General features: G+C 71.5%; 15 protein-coding genes. 8 read left to right on the forward strand and 7 right to left on the reverse strand.

The window, feature by feature from the left end; all coding sequences use genetic code 11:
• Nucleotides 1–125 precede the first annotated feature (125 nt).
• Nucleotides 126–644 carry a flavin reductase family protein gene (locus ACZ3KP_RS16140; protein ID WP_467499998.1) on the forward strand — a complete coding sequence of 173 codons (519 nt, stop codon included), beginning with the start codon at nt 126–128 and terminating at the stop codon, nt 642–644.
• Between the two features lie 162 nt (nt 645–806).
• Here ACZ3KP_RS16140 and arfB read toward each other — a convergent pair whose 3' ends face one another.
• The gene (gene arfB, locus ACZ3KP_RS16145) at nt 807–1,241 is read right to left on the reverse strand and encodes an alternative ribosome rescue aminoacyl-tRNA hydrolase ArfB (protein ID WP_358974384.1); all 435 of its coding nucleotides are present in this window, start codon (nt 1,239–1,241) and stop codon (nt 807–809) included.
• Nucleotides 1,242–1,413: 172 nt separating this feature from the next.
• Between arfB and ACZ3KP_RS16150 the strand changes: the two genes are divergently transcribed.
• A complete protein-coding gene (locus ACZ3KP_RS16150; RefSeq protein ID WP_132892015.1) occupies nt 1,414–1,989 on the forward strand; it encodes a TerD family protein in 576 nt (191 codons plus the stop codon).
• 59 nt (nt 1,990–2,048) lie between these two features.
• Here ACZ3KP_RS16150 and ACZ3KP_RS16155 read toward each other — a convergent pair whose 3' ends face one another.
• Both ACZ3KP_RS16155 and ACZ3KP_RS16160 read right to left on the reverse strand, forming a co-directional pair.
• On the reverse strand, nt 2,049–2,285 hold the full coding sequence (locus ACZ3KP_RS16155) for a DUF397 domain-containing protein (RefSeq protein ID WP_467500001.1): 237 nt from the start codon (nt 2,283–2,285) through the stop codon (nt 2,049–2,051).
• Nucleotides 2,282–3,136, reverse strand: coding sequence for a helix-turn-helix domain-containing protein (locus tag ACZ3KP_RS16160; protein WP_467500003.1), 855 nt, complete (start codon nt 3,134–3,136; stop codon nt 2,282–2,284). The genes ACZ3KP_RS16155 and ACZ3KP_RS16160 overlap by 4 nt, the downstream gene beginning before the upstream one ends.
• A gap of 115 nt (nt 3,137–3,251) precedes the next feature.
• On the opposite strand from ACZ3KP_RS16160, the gene ACZ3KP_RS16165 reads away from it, so the two are divergent.
• A complete protein-coding gene (locus tag ACZ3KP_RS16165) occupies nt 3,252–3,659 on the forward strand; it encodes an ATP-binding protein (RefSeq protein ID WP_467500005.1) in 408 nt (135 codons plus the stop codon).
• Nucleotides 3,660–3,912: 253 nt separating this feature from the next.
• Nucleotides 3,913–4,824 (forward strand): helix-turn-helix domain-containing protein, encoded by a 912-nt coding sequence (locus ACZ3KP_RS16170; protein WP_467500007.1) that lies wholly within the window; start codon nt 3,913–3,915, stop codon nt 4,822–4,824.
• Nucleotides 4,825–4,935: 111 nt separating this feature from the next.
• Here the strand turns inward: ACZ3KP_RS16170 and ACZ3KP_RS16175 are convergent, their stop codons facing one another.
• Nucleotides 4,936–5,523, reverse strand: coding sequence for a TetR/AcrR family transcriptional regulator (locus ACZ3KP_RS16175; protein WP_467500009.1), 588 nt, complete (start codon nt 5,521–5,523; stop codon nt 4,936–4,938).
• A 79-nt stretch (nt 5,524–5,602) separates the two neighbouring features.
• Between ACZ3KP_RS16175 and ACZ3KP_RS16180 the strand changes: the two genes are divergently transcribed.
• On the forward strand, nt 5,603–6,382 hold the full coding sequence (locus ACZ3KP_RS16180) for an SDR family oxidoreductase (protein WP_467500011.1): 780 nt from the start codon (nt 5,603–5,605) through the stop codon (nt 6,380–6,382).
• A 132-nt stretch (nt 6,383–6,514) separates the two neighbouring features.
• On the opposite strand, the gene ACZ3KP_RS16185 is transcribed toward ACZ3KP_RS16180, so the two are convergent.
• A complete protein-coding gene (locus tag ACZ3KP_RS16185; RefSeq protein ID WP_467500013.1) occupies nt 6,515–7,480 on the reverse strand; it encodes an SGNH/GDSL hydrolase family protein in 966 nt (321 codons plus the stop codon).
• 265 nt (nt 7,481–7,745) lie between these two features.
• On the opposite strand from ACZ3KP_RS16185, the gene ACZ3KP_RS16190 reads away from it, so the two are divergent.
• On the forward strand, nt 7,746–8,273 hold the full coding sequence (locus ACZ3KP_RS16190; protein ID WP_467500015.1) for a GNAT family N-acetyltransferase: 528 nt from the start codon (nt 7,746–7,748) through the stop codon (nt 8,271–8,273).
• Nucleotides 8,274–8,576: 303 nt separating this feature from the next.
• On the opposite strand, the gene ACZ3KP_RS16195 is transcribed toward ACZ3KP_RS16190, so the two are convergent.
• The gene (locus ACZ3KP_RS16195) at nt 8,577–9,086 is read right to left on the reverse strand and encodes a hypothetical protein (protein WP_467500017.1); all 510 of its coding nucleotides are present in this window, start codon (nt 9,084–9,086) and stop codon (nt 8,577–8,579) included.
• 170 nt (nt 9,087–9,256) lie between these two features.
• Entirely contained in the window at nt 9,257–10,657 is a 1,401-nt protein-coding gene (locus ACZ3KP_RS16200) for a M1 family metallopeptidase (RefSeq protein ID WP_467500019.1), read from the reverse strand.
• A 79-nt stretch (nt 10,658–10,736) separates the two neighbouring features.
• On the opposite strand from ACZ3KP_RS16200, the gene ACZ3KP_RS16205 reads away from it, so the two are divergent.
• Nucleotides 10,737–11,237, forward strand: coding sequence for a hypothetical protein (locus tag ACZ3KP_RS16205; RefSeq protein ID WP_358974423.1), 501 nt, complete (start codon nt 10,737–10,739; stop codon nt 11,235–11,237).
• Between the two features lie 129 nt (nt 11,238–11,366).
• Entirely contained in the window at nt 11,367–16,802 is a 5,436-nt protein-coding gene (locus tag ACZ3KP_RS16210; RefSeq protein ID WP_467500021.1) for a hypothetical protein, read from the forward strand.
• Nucleotides 16,803–16,824: the final 22 nt, after the last annotated feature.

Consider the following 16,824-nt stretch of genomic DNA (forward strand, 5'->3'; position numbering starts at 1 on the left):
CATGGTCCTAGGACCCGGCTCGGGCCGATGGCCGATGCGGTCGCGCGGGGACCGACATTAGCGTTTCCGGCGTGCTGAAGACTCCCTCTCCCGCCGCCGCAGAAGCCACCGGGCATGCTGTGGGGGTGAGCAACGAAGCGTTCAAGGCCGCGATGTCCCGGCTGGCCGCCGGTGTGGTCCTGGTGACCGCGCAGGAGCCGCCGCTGGACCCGGACGACCCGATGGCACCGGCGGGCGAGGACGTCGGCATGACGGCGACCGCGTTCCTCTCGGTGTCGCTGGATCCGCCGTTGGTGCTGGTCAGCCTGCGTACCGGGGCCCGTATGGACGACATCCTCGACGAGCAGCCACTGTGGGCGGTCTCCGTGCTCACCGAGAGCCAGCGGCACATCGCCGGCCGCTTCGCGATGAAGGGCCGCATCAGCGACCGGCTGCTCTTCGAGGACATCCCGTACGTCCGCGGCGAGGTCACCGGCGCCCCGCTGGTCGGCGGCGCGCTGGCGACCCTGGAGTGCCGCACCGAACAACGGGTCGTCGCGGGCGACCACACCCTCGTCATCGGGCGCGTCCTCGGCGCGGAACTCCCGAGCGCGGAAGGCGGGCCGCTGATGTATTTCCGGGGCCGGTATCGCCAGTTGGGATGAGACCGCGCGGTCTGTTTTCCGGAATTCCCCCGGCCGACCGCCGAACGCCCTCTTACAGAAGTGACTTCTGCGAATTGACGACGGGCACACGGGCGCCCCGACGGAACCGGAACGCCCGTCGTGTGATCGTCGGCACAGACCGCGCGGTCTGGTTTTCCGTGCTTACCAGTCGCGGCCCGTCCGTCCCCGTTTGGTCTCCGAGCGCTGCTTCTTCTCGCGCAGCCGGCGCTCGTTGATACCGCGGGGGATGCGGGTCGGTCTGCGGGGCTTGGGCGGGGGTGCGGTGGCCTCGGCGAGGAGGGCTGCCAGGCGTACGGCGGCGGTCTCGCGGTTGCGCCACTGGGAGCGGTGCTCGGAGGCGCGCACGGTCACGACGCCGTCCACGAGCCGCCCCGCCAGCTTCGCCAGCGCCCGTTCCTTCCACACCTCCGGCAGCGCCGCGGTGTTCGCCAGGTCGAAGCGCAGCTCCACCTGTGAGTCGCTGGTGTTGACGTGCTGCCCGCCGGGCCCGGAGGAGCGCGAGAAACGCCAGTTGAGCTCGGCCTCGGGGAGCGAGACGGAGCCGCGGATGACGTAAGGACCGGACATGTCCTCCATGGTCGCGCGCCTGACCGGCGCACGTCACGCGAATAAGTTCCTCATCCGTTTGGCAAAGAAGGTAAAGGAAGCTGGAACCTTCGGTACCCCTCGTGGCGTTCATACCGGTAGCTGTAGCTTCAAGCCCGTACGCCGCACGGCCGTACGCATACGAGGGAAAGGACCCCCGACCATGGCTGTAAGCCTCTCCAAGGGTGGCAACGTCTCGCTCACCAAGGAGGCTCCGGGCCTGACCGCCGTCACCGTGGGCCTCGGCTGGGACGTCCGCACCACCACCGGCACGGACTTCGACCTCGACGCCTCGGCCATCGCGGTCAACGCGCAGGGCAAGGTCTACTCCGACGCCCACTTCGTGTTCTTCAACAACAAGAACACCCCGGACAACTCGATCGTCCACACCGGCGACAACCGCACGGGCGAGGGCGCCGGCGACGACGAGGCGATCAACGTCAACCTGGCGGCCCTGCCCGCCGACATCGACAAGATCGTCTTCCCTGTCTCGATCTACGACGCCGAGAACCGCAGCCAGAACTTCGGCCAGGTCCGCAACGCCTACATCCGCATCGTCAACCAGGCGGGCGGCGCGGAGATCGCCCGCTACGACCTCTCCGAGGACGCGGCGACGGAGACGGCCATGGTCTTCGGCGAGCTGTACCGCAACGGCGCGGAGTGGAAGTTCCGCGCGGTGGGCCAGGGTTACGCCTCCGGCCTGGTCGGCATCGCCCAGGACTTCGGCGTCAACGTCTGAGAGACGCTGCGCTGAGCGGGAGCCCCTGGTGCAACGCCGGGGCTCCCGCCTCCCGCCGCTCAGCTCACGGACGCGGACGCGGACGCGTGGGACACGAAGGCGGCCCAGGCGGAGGGGGCGAGGGCGAGCCGGGGGCCGGGGGCGGCGGGCGTGTACGGGTACTTGGAATCGCGGATGTGGATCGTGGTGGGGGTGAGGGCTATTTCGAGGCAGGAATCGCCGTCGGGGCCGTCGCTGTAGCTGCTCTTGAACCACGCCAGTTCGGAGGCGTCCACTGAGGGTCCCTTGCGAATCATGTCTCTCCCAGCAGTTGCTCGATGAAGGCCAGCGACTCTCGCGGCGTGAGCGCCTGAGCCCGGATGGTGCCATAGCGCAGCTCAAGGATCCGCAGCTCTTTCGGATCGGAGGTCAGCCGCCCGCCGTACGCGCCGTCGGAGCGACCCACGGCCGAGCCATCCGGGAACTTCAACACCTCGATCTTCCCGCTCAGGCCTGGATGGGCTTCAGCGTTCGTCGGCATCACCTGAAGGGTGACGTTTCGCAACTGCCCGACCTCCAGCAGATGTTCAAGCTGCTGTCGCCAAACCATTGTGCCTCCGACCGGCCGGCGCAGCGTCGCCTCCTCTTGGACGAAGCTGAGCGCCGGTGCGGGTGAGCGTTCGAAGATGGACGCTCGGGCCATACGAGCAACTACCCGCCGCTCCGCCTCCTCCGGCGAATACGCTGGCTGCCACGCCTCGAACAGGGCCCTCGCATGCTCCGGCGTCTGCAACAGGCCGTGAAGACTGAGCCCGACGTACACCCCGATCTCAACAGCCTGCCCCTCCAGCTTGGCCAGCTCCCGCACCTTCTTCGGGTACCGGACCCGCTTCACGTCCTCCCACGTCGCCGAGATCAGCCCCCCGGCTTCCAGCACCTCGTCAGCCCGGTTCAAGTACTCCTGCCGGGGGATCCGCTTCCCTCCCTCCACCTTGTAGACCATGTCCTCCCCGTAGCCGACGGCCTCCCCGAACTCAGCGGCGCGCATCCCCACCGCCTCGCGCCGCAGTTTCAGTTGACGTCCGACGGTGGCGATGACGGCCACTCCCCAGTCGTCGTCCGGGTCGACCTCCCACCCCGGCTCGGCCACCTCACCGTCCACGGTCATCCCGGGCACCCCTCTCTCCGACAGCCAAGACAGCACTGGACAAGCGCCGGACAGTCACGGTACGTAGCGCCTCCATCGCTGTTCACGGTACGCACGGGCGGCCACGCTGGGTGACGTGAACGACGAAATCTCCACCCCCCTCCGGAACATGAGCCTGCGGCTCTCCCCCACTCCGCGAGGCGCACGCCTGGCCCGGCTGCTGACTGCCGAGCAACTCCGCACGTGGGGACTGCCCCTGGACCCGGCGACGCAGATCGTGGCGGAGCTGGCGGCGAACGCGGCGACGCACGGACGGGTGTCAGGCCGCGACTTCGGCCTCCTTCTCTACGTCGTGGGAAGCACCCTGCGCATCGAGGTCACAGACACGCGAGGTGACCTCCAGCCACAGCCCCAACGCTGCACGCCGGACGCGGAGTCGGGCCGGGGCCTCGTCCTCGTCGACGCGCTCGCCGACAAGTGGGGCGTGACCCGGGGGCTGTCGCCGCGCAAGACGGTGTGGGCCGAGATCGAGGTGCACCCGTAGCCCGGAAACGCGGACCCCGGGTGCACGGGACGTCACCACCAAAGAACGAGGGGAGAAAGAACTCCCACCAAACCCCACCCCTCCCGCCCGTCGCGCAGAGTCACTCCCGCGAGTGAATATGCCCAAGTCAGCTGGATTTGAGGCGGGTTGGGTGCCCTACGCTCAGCGCACCAACCGCAGAAAAAACTTCGGCCCCCGCCGGGACGGCAATCCCAGTGCGAGGGCCTGACCACCTAGGAAGCCGACCTTCCCGATGGATACCGAAAACCCTAGCGCGCCCTCCTGCGCCGAGTCCCGCGTTGCCGCCAGGAAGCACCCGAACCGGGGGTCAGGCGGTCTCCTGCACGACAACGCCCGCCACACCTCGCACTTCGTGGTGATCGGCAACCACCTCGCCCAGCACCCCACCCTCTCGGCGCTCGCGATCGGCCTCGGGGTGCACATCCAGTCGCTCCCCAAGGGCGCCCAGGTCGACATCAAGAGCCTGGCGCTGCGCTTCCCGGAGGGGAGGGACCGTATCGGCGCGGCCCTGCGGGAACTGGAGGCGGAGGGCTACCTGCGGCGCGAGCGGGAGCGGATCCCCGACGGGCGGATCGTCACCCGCACGGTCTCCTGCAACAAGCCCGGGCACCGGACCGCCACGGCCGAGACCCCCGACCGGCCCGCCCGGCGCACGAAGACCGCCACGGACAAGCCGCCTCCCCGCAAGCGCCTCCCCGCCGTACCGCGGCCCTCCACCACCTCCCCGGCGCTCCTCGGCACAGCCCTCGACATCCTCGCCGGCCTCCGCCGCCGCGACCCCCGCCTGTTCCTCTCCGCCACGGACGCCGAGCACCTCGCCCCGGGGGTCGCCGCATGGCTGGAGCGCGACATCTCCCCCACAGCCGTACGCCACGCGCTGACCGACAACCTTCCGGCGGAACCCCTGATCCGCCCGGCCGCCTTCCTGGCCCACCGCCTGGCGGAACGACTCCCGCCCCCACCCCCGTTCCGGCCCCCTGCCGCACCGGCCCCGGAGCCCAGACACCCGTTCCAGACCTGCGACGGCTGCGACCGCCCCTTCCGCGCCCCCACCCCCGGCCCCTGCCGCGACTGCCGGACCGGCCATGCAGGACCGTCCGAGAAAAGTGCCCCGGCACGCGGCCACCTGGAGGTGCGACTGTGACCGGCGCTGGCGTGAGCGCAGGCGCGCGCTTTTCCGCAGGGCGACCAACTGGGCCCCCGTCTGGGCGCAAGGTCCGTTTTCGCCGCAGGCAAGAGCTCGCGTCTCTGCGGTCTAGCTGGAAACCGTCCGTGCGATGTTGTCGATCGCGGCGTCGGCGATCCGGTTTCGCGTCTTGGTGTCGACCCCTGCTTTGGCGAGCGCCTCGAGCCCTCGGTGTGTGGTGAGGATCAGCCCGCCCAGCACCTCGGCGTCGGCGGACGGATCCACGTGTCCGGCGCGCTGTGCCTGCTCGACGAGTCGGCGGCAGCTGTCGAGCAGCGTTTCGTACGCCGCGAGCGACCTGGCCGCGATGGCGTCGTTCTCCCACGACAGTTCGGCCGTGGTCTTGGCGAGGAGGCAGCCACGCCGGCCCTGGTAGCCCTCCGGCGCTCGGAGCCAGCTGCGGAGGCGGTCAAGGGCCTGGTCTTCGGGACCTTCGAGCCGTGCGGCAGCACCCTCGTCCGACCGCGCGCAGTACTCCTCGAACACTCGCCGGAAGAGTGCCTCTTTGTCACCGAACGCACCGTAGAGGCTGCCTTTGCTGAGCCCTGTCGCGCGGGAGAGATCGTCGACCGAGGTGCCGTGGTAGCCGGTTTCGTTGAACTGCCGGTGCGCAGCAGCTATGACGTCCTGCTCGTTGAACTTCCGGGGTCGCGCCATGCGGCGATATTACGCCGTTCCGAACTGTCGGTCCAAAACTTCTGGACGATCGGTCCAGAACTCCTTTATTGTGGACCGCATGTTCAGAACTACTACTTCACCCGACCCCATCGAGTTCGCCGGCAAGCGCGCAGTCGTGACGGGAGGTTCCCGCGGGATCGGCGCGGCCATCGTGCAGCGGCTGCTCGACGGCGGCGCGACCGTCGCCACCACGGCCCGCAACGCCACCGACGAGACGCCGAAGGCCGCCACCTTCATCCAGGGCGACATCAGCACGCTCCCGGGTGTGCGGGCCTTCACTTCGGCAGCACTCGACGAACTCGGCGGCGTCGACATCGTGGTCAACAACGCCGCCGCAGCGGGCACCCACCTCGGGGGCATCGCGACCATCCCCGACGAAGAGTGGGTCGACGCACTCAACCTCAACTACCTGTCCGCCGTGAGGGTCAACAACGAGCTGCTGCCGGCGCTGCGCGAGGCCGGAGCGGGCAGCGCGATCGTGAACATCTCTTCTGGAGCGGCCGTCACGCCCATGCCGCCGCTGGCCCACTACGGTGCCGCCAAGGCCGCGCTCAACAACTACGGCAAGGCCCTGGCTGCTGAGCTCGCGCCTGCCGGAATCCGCGTCACCACGATCATGCCCGGCAACGTGCTCACCCCGGGCGCCGACGCCATCCGCCAGAACTTCGCCGACGCGATGGGGGTCCCTCTCGCCGACATCACAGCGGGAATCCCGCTGGGACGCCCCGGAGACCCGCGCGACATCGCGGAGGCCGTTGCCTTCCTCGTGTCAGACCGGGCCCAGTGGGTCACCGGAGTGAGCCTGGCAGTCGACGGCGGCGAACTCCCGATCATCTAGCAGTACTTCGTCAGCCCGTAAACACCGTCCCTGGCGCAGTCCTGCCGTCGGCAGGACTGCGCCGTATGTGACGTACCACGGCCGACGAGACGCTGTGGGCAGCCTCGCCGGCCGCGATCAGTGCAGGGTGGCTCAGCCGATGGCGTTCAGCATCGCTGCTTCGACGTGGTCCGCGGCGTTGCGGTGGCCGAGGGCGTTGGGGTGTACGAAGGACAGCTGGTCGGGGAGGGTGACGAAGCCTTCGACCCACTTGGCGTCGTCGCAGACGCTGTGGTGCTGGGAGGAGCCGTAGAGGTCGACGAAAGTGGCGGCGTCCTGCGTGCCGGTCGAGTCGTCGATGGCCTTGTTGAGGGGTTCCAGGACGTCCTTGCGCAGCCAGTCCAGGTCGCCCTGGGTGATCGTGCCGAACTTCGTCAGATCGCCGAAGCCGCACTTGGAGGCGTCCTTGGGGACGATGGTGGGGTAGCCGACGGCAATGATCTTCGCGTGCGGGGCGCGCCCGTGGAGCACGCGGAGCATCCGGTCGTACTCCTCGCGCACCTTCCGCAGCCGGGCCGGGACGCCGGCGCCCAGGGCGTCCTTGCACGGGGTGCCCTTGCCCTCGCTCTCGCCGCCCAGCTGTGGACACTTCATGAGGAGGTCGGCGAAGCCGAGGGTGTTGCCGCCCGCGCCGACGGTGATGACGTCCGTGCCGGGGCCCACCGCCTCGGACTGGGGCGGGACCGGGGGGAAGGGGTAGTCCGGGTCCTCGGAGAGGGGCGGCAGGTGGCGGCCGATCGGATGCTGGGGGGTGTCGGTGACGTTCTCGATGGTGGCGGCGCCGCAGCTGACGTTGGTCAGGTCGAAGAGGCCGCCGAGGTCGCGGTCGATGACCTGCGGGTAGGAACGGTCGGTGCGCTCGCAGCCGTCGCGCGGGACCTCGAAGACGTCGCCCGCGGCCTGGATGACCCCGGCGGTGTAGGAGTCACCGAGGGCGACCCACTGATAGTCCGCGGCTGCGGCGGGTTGGGCCCCCACGAACTGGGCGGGGACGACGGCGCCGGCGGTGAGGGCTGCGGCCGAGCCGAGCAAGGCCAGACGAGTGCGGAAGCGAGCCACGAATCCTCCAGGGATACGGTCTTGGCGTTGCTTTGACCATAAAGAGGGCTTCACTTAACGCACTAGATCCAATACTGACAGTAGCTACTTGCTGGTCGGGGTGCGTCTCTGTGGGTGACCGGGGGCGGCGTGTCGACCGTTCGGGGGCGGTCCCCGCACAGCGCGGCGACCGTTCTTGATCGAGTGCGGGGCACCGGCCGGACACACGCCCCGGCGACGGCTGGCTCGTTCTCGATCACCGGAGGGGCGGGGATAGGTTGCCCGCATGATCCTCCAGCCCCTGGCCGTGCGGCCCGGTGACGACATCCCGGGACCGGTGCTCACCGAGATCACCGCCCTGTACGCCTCGAACCGCGCCTTCCACGCGCTCAGCGGGGACTTCCCGGACCCGGACGACGTGCGGCCCGAGCAGGTGGCGCGGGCGCTGGCGGACGAGCTGGCGCATCCGGACGCGGAGGTGCTGCTCGCCCGCAGCGGGGGGCGGCTGGTCGGGATCGCGGTCACCCTCGCCCGGCATCCGGACCCGGCCGACCCGGACCCGTGGATCGGGCTGCTGATGGTGGACGCGGGGGTGCGGGGGCAGGGGCACGGCCGGCGGATCGCGACCGCCGTCGAGGACCGCTTCCGGGAAGCCGGCCGTACGGCCGTACGGCTCGCCGTGCTGGAGAACAACCCGGACGGCCTCGCCTTCTGGACCGCCCTCGGCTACGAGGTGATCTCTCACCGCCCGGACCGGGAACACGGCCGCCCGTGCGCCGTCCTGCGCAGGGAACTGGGCGGCGTGGACGGCTGATTCGCCGGTGCCGCATCAGGCAACGCTCACCCGCTCCTCGTCCTGCGATGCCGGGTGGCTGCGGTCAGTCGGTTGGTGATCTCTTCGGCGGTCAGCACGAGCGAAGCTATGCGGTGGCTCAGTTGACCGCCCACTGAGTGCCGACGACACTGACGCCCCCTACCGGCGTGGCATCCTCGCCATAAGGCGATCATCCCGGCAGGCGACCCGGGAGAGAACGGAGTGTGACCGCACCACAGAAGTGGACCAGAGCCGGAAATCGGGTTCGGGCTCAGCTTCTGTGGTGCGGCCGCCGAACACGCCCTAGCAGTACATGTCCGAGCCCTGGTTCTGGACGCCCGACCCCGAGAAGTTCCACGTCGGGGTGTAACCCGTGCAGATGGGGTTGCCGTGGCTGTCGGTGAACTGGACGTCGCCGAGGTAGTTGCGGTCAGTGCTCGGGTAGGAGTTGATCGGCAGGAAACCCGAATCCCACCACGCGGTCCCGTCGAAGACGACCGTCGGAGACTTCGGACCGAGTGCGAAGGAGCCCCTGGAGGAGTTGAAGACGTTGATGTAGCCGTGCGAGCCGGTCCAATTCGTATTGGTGATGTGCGCCTCCGTGTAGGCGGTGCGATCACACGAATTCCAGTCGAGGGAGAAATAGCCGATGGTGTGACCGCCACTCCAGATGTTGCGGGTCGGACCGAGTTGGGACTTTCCGCACGAGGCGGCGGCAGCAGCGGGGCCGGTGATTGCCATGGTCAGACCGCTTGCGGCGACTGCGAGTGCCAGCGCGGTGGCGCCGGCCCGTGTACGGGCGTGCAGCTTCATACAGGCTTCCCCCTTGGTGAGTTGACTGGGCTCGCGGCCTGCCGGCACCGGCTGACCGCCCCGCAGGAAACGCTACGAACGCGGATCCTTCACCTGTCCTAGATCCGTCCTAGGTAACAGAGAGCTACTGGGCTCGGGCAGGCGTTCACCAAGGTCATGACGGAGTCCTCCTAGGGATGCGCCGGCTTCCCGTCGCCGTACAGCCAGTCCTTCCAGATCGCGTCGAAGTTCTTGCCCGGCGCCATCTTCTCCACGTACGCGGTGAACTCGGCGGTGTCCGCGTTGCCGTGGCGGTGGGCGGCCGCCCAGCCCCGGAGGATGGCGAAGAACCTGTCGTCGCCGACGGTCTGCCGGATCTTGTGCAGGACCATCGCGCCCCGTTCGTACTCCGGCCGCTCCGAGATGTGGGCGGCGCCCGGCGGTTTCGCCGGGGGGAAGCCCCACAGGGTCGCGTCGTCCTTGCGGGTCGCGTAGACCCCGTCGAATATCTGCTGCGCGGTCTGGCCGCCGTGGTCCTCCTGCCACAGCCACCCGGCATAGGTCGCGAAGCCCTCGTTGAGCCACATGTCCCGCCAGTTCTTCGGGGTGACGGAGTCGCCGTACCACTGGTGGGACAGTTCGTGGACGAGGGTGTGGAGTTCCGGAGCACCGGGGAACACCGGCCGGTTCTGGGTCTCCAGCGCGTACCCGGCGTCGCCCGGCCGGTCGACGACCGCGCCGGTGGAGGAGAAGGGGTAGGGGCCGAAGGTGTGCTGCTCCCACGCGATGATCTCGGGGATCCTCGCGAGCACGCTCTTGCTCGCGGCGGCCTGCGTCGGGTCCACGGCCACGTACACCGGCAGACCGTCGGAGGTGGTGGACCGGGTGATCGTGAAGTGGCCGATGGCGAGCGTGGCGAGGTAGGTCGCCATCGGCTCCGCACAGTGCCAGACGAAGGCGGTCCGGTCACCGTCGGTGGTCTCGCTCTTCAACTCGCCGTTGGAGACGGCCTGGAGGCCCTTGGGCACGGTGATCGTGATGTCGTACGACGCCTTGTCGGAGGGAAGGTCGTTGCCGGGGAACCAGGCCATGGAGCCGACGGGCTCGCCGAGGGCCAGCGCGCCGTCGGCGGTGCGCAGCCAGCCCTCCTTGGAGCCGTCGGGGTCGGTGATCGTCTCCGGGCTGCCCGCATAGCGCACGGTGGTGGCGAAGGTCGTGCCCTTCTTCAGGTCGTCGTGCGGGCGGATCGTCAGCTCCTGGCCGGCGCGGTTCCAGCGGGCCTTCTTGCCCCCGACGGTGACCGTGTCGACGTCCAGCCCCTTCAGGTCGAGGTCGAAGGCGGTCAGGTCCTGGGTGGCGCGGGCGGTGATGACGGCGGTCCCGGTGAGGTGCCGGGTTCCCGGGTCGTAGGCGAGGGTGAGGCCGTAGTGGCGCACGTCGTAGCCGCCGTTGCCGGCCTTCGGGAAGTACGGGTCGTGGAGGCCCGCGCCACCGGGGGTGCCGTGGACTCCGCCGCTCGCGGTGAGCGTGAGGGCGGCGGAGAGCACGAGGGCACCTGCGGCGACCGAGAAAACGCGTACACGTTTGGACACGCGATCGATCCTAATGAGGCCGGGGCGATTCCCTCAGGCCGATGAGGCGGAAGGTTCCGGCCGTGACACCATCGGTTACGTGCTCGACATCGGCTACGCCCTCTCCAACCGCTTCCCGGACCCGCCCCAGACCGACTACCGGCGGGTGGACGTCCACGCGCTGCGCCACGACCTGTTCTGCGGGGACGTCTACCTCGCCGACACCAAGGCGGACCGGGAGGTGTCCACAGCCTGGGGATGGGTGCCGGTGCTCGACTTCGCGTGGGCGCTGTGCGACATCGTGGAACGGCTGGACAGGGATCCGGCGGGGTCCCGGGCCGCCCGGCCCCAGCACGCGGAACTCGACTTCACCGAGTCCACCGACCGCATGCTCTTCGAGCGCCGCTTCGGCTGGGTGGACATCGAGGCCGACTGGATGCCCGCCGAGGAGCCGCCCCTCACCTTCTCCCACGCCGAACTGCGCCGGGAGGCCCGGGACTTCCTGCACGACTTGCTCGCCGACCTCACCGACATGCACGAGGACCTCGCCGACAACCCGGCGGTCTGGACCCTCCAGGCCCGCTTCCCGAGACTCCGCTGAGCGACGGCGGTGCTGCTGAACGACCTCCGCGTGTACGGGAGTTGACCGCTCGCTGAGGTGGGAGTGACAACTGGGGCCGGAGTCGGCGGAAGCCGTCGCGGCCGTCCCGGCCGTGCGTACGTTGACTCCGTGCGGACGCAGCGCCAGGCAGGCGACAACGGAAAAGACGCCTCTCCCGAGTCCTCCCGGGCGCCGGTCGGCGCCCGGCCCACCGGCCCCACGGAACACGCCGTGCTCGCCCTCCAGGGCAAGGCGGGGAACACGGCCACCACGCTGGCACTGCGCGGCGGCAAGGGCATCGGCAAGGGCAAGGGCAAGGGCGTCTCCCGGCCGACGACGGGGCGCGGCCGGTCCGCGCCACCCGCCTCCATCGAGGAGGAGCACACCGCACCGGGGCTGGTCCTGCCGCCGTACCTCATGGAGTTCCAGGCCGCCGGACTGTCCACGGCGTACGGGCTGACCGGGCACGAGTTCGTGCGCAACGCCGTGGCCGCCGTCGTCGGCCACGCCGCCGACGAGGTCGCCGCCCTCGCCGCCGACCTGGCCGCCCGCCCCGAGGCGTACTACGGACAGGGCCGCGCCGTCGCGGTCCAGGGCAGGAACGGCAAGGAGAAGTACGACGTCACCGTCACCGTCTCCCGCTCCCCCGACGACCGGCCGCCCGTCTTCCACCCCGGGAACCTGCTCGCGAAGACGGTGCCGGACCCGGACGGGGCGCCGCTCGCCGCCGTCGACGAGGCCGAGGGCAAGGACACCAAGGTCGACGTCCAGCACAACACCGCCGCCACCGTCGCGACCACCGCGACCGGCGGGTCGAGCAAGGGCCTGGGCGGCATGGCCTTCGGGCTCGCACCCGTCGTACCGGGGCTGTGGCTGGGCGGCGCCGGGATGGCGAACGCGCAGCCCTGGCAGTCCTCGCGGGAGTCGCGCGGGCAGCGGAACGTGGCCGAACCACGGGTGCTGCGCAGCGACAAGGGCTCCGTCGAGGCACCCCGCAAGGTGCGCTACGGCGTGCGGATCAAGAAGCACGGCGCCGAGCGCGTCCAGACCTTCCACGGCTCCGGCACCCTCACCCAGCGGGTGCCCACCGAGCACCTCGTCCCGGCCGGCACCCCGGCGCCCGCGGCCCCGGCCGCCGTCGGAGCGGACACCGCCCGGCGCGTCTCGCTCGCCGACTCCCTGGCGCCGGTCGCGGTCACCGCCACCGGCGCCCCGCACCAGGGCGGCGGTGGGCTCTTCGACACGGTCGCCTCCGTGCTGCACCCCTCGCTCACCGCCCCCGGGGCCCCCGGCCGCGCCCGGCTCCACGAGGCGACGGCCACCGCGACCGTCCTGGAGGACCTGCCCCGGCTGCTGCGGGACGGCGTGACCGGCGAGGACCTGTCGTCCAAGGACGGCGCCACCGTGGGCAGTTACCGCATGCACGCCGCGATCACCGGGATGTCGCCCGCCTGGAGCACCGGCGGGACCCAGCTGCGCACCCACCAGCAGACCCAGCACACCGTCACCGAGGGCGCCGGCAAGGGACGGGCGGTCACGGGCGGCCTCGGCCCGGCCATCGGCGTCGGCGCGGCCGGGAACGCCGCCGTCCTGCGGGGCACGGCCATGCCGGTCGCGGCGGCCCGCAAGGCCCGGTTCACCGTGGCCGAACAGACCGTGTCCAGCCGCCAGGGCGCGGAGGTGCGCGGCGACAAGGTGCTCTACCTCGCGAGCGTGCAGATCACCGCGGAGGGCACGGGACCGCGCTCGGCCGAGATGATCCTGCGCCCCGGCACCCGGGTGGCCCGGCACTCGATGCAGGTGTGGATGAGCCTGCGCGCCGACGAGGCGCAGTCGCTCGGGCTGCCGCTGCCGCCCGGCGTCGAGGCCGGCGAGTTCATCGAGAAGCCCAGGCGGACCGACGAGCACGGGACCGAGACCGACGTCGAACGCCACCTCCCCTTCGGCGCCCTGGGCTCCAGCGTCACCCTCAGCCAACTCGACACCGGCCCCATGATCCGGGCCGTACGGGAGCTGTTCGCGACCGACCCCCGACTGGCCGGCTACCTGCCCGCCTTCGGTACGGACGCGCTGACGTCGGCGCCGGGCAAGGAGGAGGCCGCGCTCCAGCGGCGCAACCACCGGGAGCTGATGGCCGCCCTGTCCGAGACCAACCTGCGCGTCAACAAGGACCAGCTGACCACGACCGGCATCCGGGTACGGCTGCGCCGCAAGACCACCCTGCACGCGCACGACGTACAGCTGCGCGTCCGGGGGCACCTCCGCGAGACCGGCTACCTCGGCGACACCGACAACTGGCTGGTCCGCAGCCACTCCGGGGTCACCGGCAGCACGCAGAGCGGGCGCAGCAGTTCGCGTTCCATCGGCGGTCTGGTGCTCGGCCAGGCCAGGATCGTCCCCGGCGCCCTGACCGGCTCGGCCCGCTACGAGAAGCACCGCACCGGCACCCGCCGCAACCAGGCCGGCCCCACCACCCGCACCGACGTCCTCACCAACGGCTCCGAGAAGGCCGCCACCTTCGGCGCCGCCCTGCGCCTGGACGTCGACGTCACCATGACCTCCCGGCAGCGCAAGCTCGGCCGCGCCCTCGTCCCCGGCTCCCCGGGCCAGGACGCTCCGGTGGTCGCCCCGCTGGCGGGACTGCGCCTGGACGAACAGGACGTACGGCTGGTCACCCCGACCGAGTTCACCCTCGACGAGGAGGGCAGGCAGCGCCGGGACGCGGTGCGCGAGCGCCGCAGGGCACAGGACCCGCGGCCCGAGCACGCCGTCACCGCCGAGGGCATCGGCGACCTCGCCGGCCTCGTCCCCCGGCCGTCCGTCGGGCAGCCGCTGCGGGACTGGCAGCTGGTGGAGACGGTCGGCGACGGCAAGGCCGTCCGCGACCTCGCGTTCCAGTTGCTGTCCCGGGCCGCCGCCCGCAGCAAGGGCGTCCGCGAGGATCCCGCGCTGGCCGCCGAGGGGCTCGCGCCGCGGCTGGCCGTCGAGGAGCGGTTCGCGCCGCAGGCGATCACGGCGGCGCTGCGACAGGCCGCGTCCTCCGGGTGGGTGGTGAAGAACCTGCGCTACCCGCGGCGGCTCGCCGCGCTGAACGGGGCGGTGGGCACCCGGCTCACCCTGACCAACCCGAAGTTCCTGCACCGGGGCGCGGGCCCGGGCACCGAGACCTTCGTGCTCGGCGGTCACCAGGCGGCCGGCCAGGAGGGCCGGGGCACCACCAGCACCTGGCAGTTCGGCGCCACCGGCTCCGAGAACGCCGCCGAGTGGCGGCTCGGCCAGGGCCTCTCCGGGAGCCGCACCACCAGCACGGGCGACACCCGGTCCGCGGCCCTTTCGGGCACGGTCGAGCGCAACGCCCACACCCCGAAGAAGGCACCGCTCTACCTGGTCCAGTGCGATCTGCTCGTCACCATGGTGGCCGAGGTCAAGGTCACCGGCGGCGGCCCGTACGTGGCGACGGCCGCCCGCACCCTGCCGGCCGAGGCGGCGGTGTGGCTGACGGAGGCGCAGCTGCCGGCGCCGATCCGCAGACAGCTGAACCTCGACCCGGAACCGACCCTGATGACACCCCCCTCCCGACCGGGACAACACCCGGGAGAGAAGGCACGGACAGCGGAGGGCTCGCGGACGGCCGGCGATTCGCGGACAGCGGAGGAGGCGCGGACGGCCGAGGGCCCGCGCACGACCGAGGGCTCGCGCACAGCCGAAGGCCCGCGCGCGGCCGAAGGCTCCCGAGGGGCCGAAAGCTCGCGGGCCGGGGCGGAACGCGAGGCTCGGGAAAGGGCGGCGGCCACCACGGCTCCGGCCGAGACCGCCAGGCCGGCGGCCGGGCCGGCCAAGGACGCGACCGGCTCCGCGAGGGGCCCGGCCGGGCCCGCGAAGTCCGCCGCCGACCCGACATCCAGGTCCGCCACCCACCCCCCGTCCAAGTCCGCCGCCGATTCCTCCACCTCCACCTCCGCCGCGCCGCGCAGCGCCCCCTCCTTCGGCCGTGCCCTCCCCCTCGGCTTCGGCATGATCGAGGACCTGCCGAACTTCGTACCGCTCCTGGCCCGGCTGCGCACCCGCCTCACGGAGAGCGGCCGGCAGGACCTCGCCGACGCCCTGCTGCCCCGGCGGCAACTGGCCGACCGCAACGACAACGTGCAACGGCTGCTGCGCGTCCTGGACCGCGACGGCAGCACCGGCCTGCTCTCCGGCGCCATGGACGGCGGCGTCACCGTCGAGCTGTTCGACGGCCGGAGAACCCCGTACTGGGCGGTGTTCAGGATCAACCGCCTCGGCGACGGCGGCTACGACGGCCCGGCGGGCGACGGCCGGGACATGGAGTACATCACCGCGGCCGTCGCCCAGCAGGCCACCTCCCACGACGACGGCGTGACGACCGGCGTGGAGGGGATCTTCGCCGGCTCCGGCAAACCGGACGGCGGCGCCGGGCAGTTGAAGAGCACGGGTGGCGCGGCGGGGCTCGGCGCGGGCTGGGGCGGCTCGCGGCGCTCCGGCGCGGCCGGCCGCGGGCAGCTCGGCATGAAGACGGTCGCGGAGGCGAAGACCGCGAAGTCGTCGAGGATGCGGCTGCCGATCGAGGCCACCCTCGAACTGCACCAGGGCGACCGCCGACTCGCCCTGGTCTCGCTGGGCCGCCAGGCACTGACCCACCGCGTCCTGGACCAGGACCTCGCCGCCCTCGGCCGGCTGACCGCACCGCGCCACCGGACCCCGGCCCCGACCCCGGCACCCGGCCCCCGGGACGACCACCGGGCCGCGCTCGGCACCTGGCGCTCGGGCGGCGTACGCCTGCCGATGGAGGCGCAGGTCAACGGCTTCCAGGGGGCCCCGCAGGTACGGGAGCTGGTCAACGCCGCGGTCCGGGAGGCGGGCGGCGGCGACCGCTTCCGCACCAGGGGCCAGGCCGCCGCCTACGCCCTGAACGAGGCCGTCTCCACCGAGTGGCTGATCGCGGCGCTGCCCCTGCTGACCTCCGCCGGGGCCGAACTGCCCCCGGTGCACGCCACCGGAGCGACGGGCCAGGACCTGCGGACGTCGCTGCACGCGCGGCTGCGGGACGGACGGGTGCTGGGCGTCGGCGACAAGATGACCTTCGAGACGGTGGGGCAGAGCCATCTGGACGCGCCCCGGCCCACCCAGACCGACGGCCTGAGCTCCGCCGACCACGGCAGGTCGGCGCGCGCTCTGGCGGGCGCGGGGCTGCTCAACGCCGACGAGTTCCGCCTCAACCAGCTGATGGGCAACGCCGGGGGCGCGGGCGGCGCGGCCGACCTGGCGGCGAACGCGGCCGGCTCGATGCCGCTGCACAAGCCCAAGTCCGGCTCCGTCCTGGTGCAGTTCACGCTGGACGTGCGGGTGGTGGCGAAGGTGACCGACCGCGTCCGCTCCGGCCGCACCGGCACCGCCGTACGGGAACTGACCCTGCCCCGGCCGGTGGTGATCCGGATGCCGGAACCGGTGGTCCGCCGCATGCTTGCCGCGCAGCCGGACCGGCTCCAGGACCCGGACGACCGTCTGGGCCTGCGGAAAACGTCGGCACCCCCACCCCAGGCCTGAGCCCCCGACCCGAGCCACCGGA

The sequence above is a fragment of the Streptomyces sp. NPDC020958 genome, assembly GCF_055562175.1.

What these genes read in the sequence shown, in the direction of transcription:
- ACZ3KP_RS16170 (WP_467500007.1), top strand. Translation starts at nt 3,913, where the DNA reads ATGGATACCGAAAACCCTAGCGCGCCCTCCTGCGCCGAGTCCCGCGTT.
- ACZ3KP_RS16150 (WP_132892015.1), top strand. Translation starts at nt 1,414, where the DNA reads ATGGCTGTAAGCCTCTCCAAGGGTGGCAACGTCTCGCTCACCAAGGAG.
- arfB (WP_358974384.1), bottom strand. Translation starts at nt 1,241, where the DNA reads ATGGAGGACATGTCCGGTCCTTACGTCATCCGCGGCTCCGTCTCGCTC.
- ACZ3KP_RS16175 (WP_467500009.1), bottom strand. Translation starts at nt 5,523, where the DNA reads ATGGCGCGACCCCGGAAGTTCAACGAGCAGGACGTCATAGCTGCTGCG.
- ACZ3KP_RS16180 (WP_467500011.1), top strand. Translation starts at nt 5,603, where the DNA reads ATGTTCAGAACTACTACTTCACCCGACCCCATCGAGTTCGCCGGCAAG.
- ACZ3KP_RS16155 (WP_467500001.1), bottom strand. Translation starts at nt 2,285, where the DNA reads ATGATTCGCAAGGGACCCTCAGTGGACGCCTCCGAACTGGCGTGGTTC.
- ACZ3KP_RS16190 (WP_467500015.1), top strand. Translation starts at nt 7,746, where the DNA reads ATGATCCTCCAGCCCCTGGCCGTGCGGCCCGGTGACGACATCCCGGGA.
- ACZ3KP_RS16160 (WP_467500003.1), bottom strand. Translation starts at nt 3,136, where the DNA reads ATGACCGTGGACGGTGAGGTGGCCGAGCCGGGGTGGGAGGTCGACCCG.
- ACZ3KP_RS16195 (WP_467500017.1), bottom strand. Translation starts at nt 9,086, where the DNA reads ATGAAGCTGCACGCCCGTACACGGGCCGGCGCCACCGCGCTGGCACTC.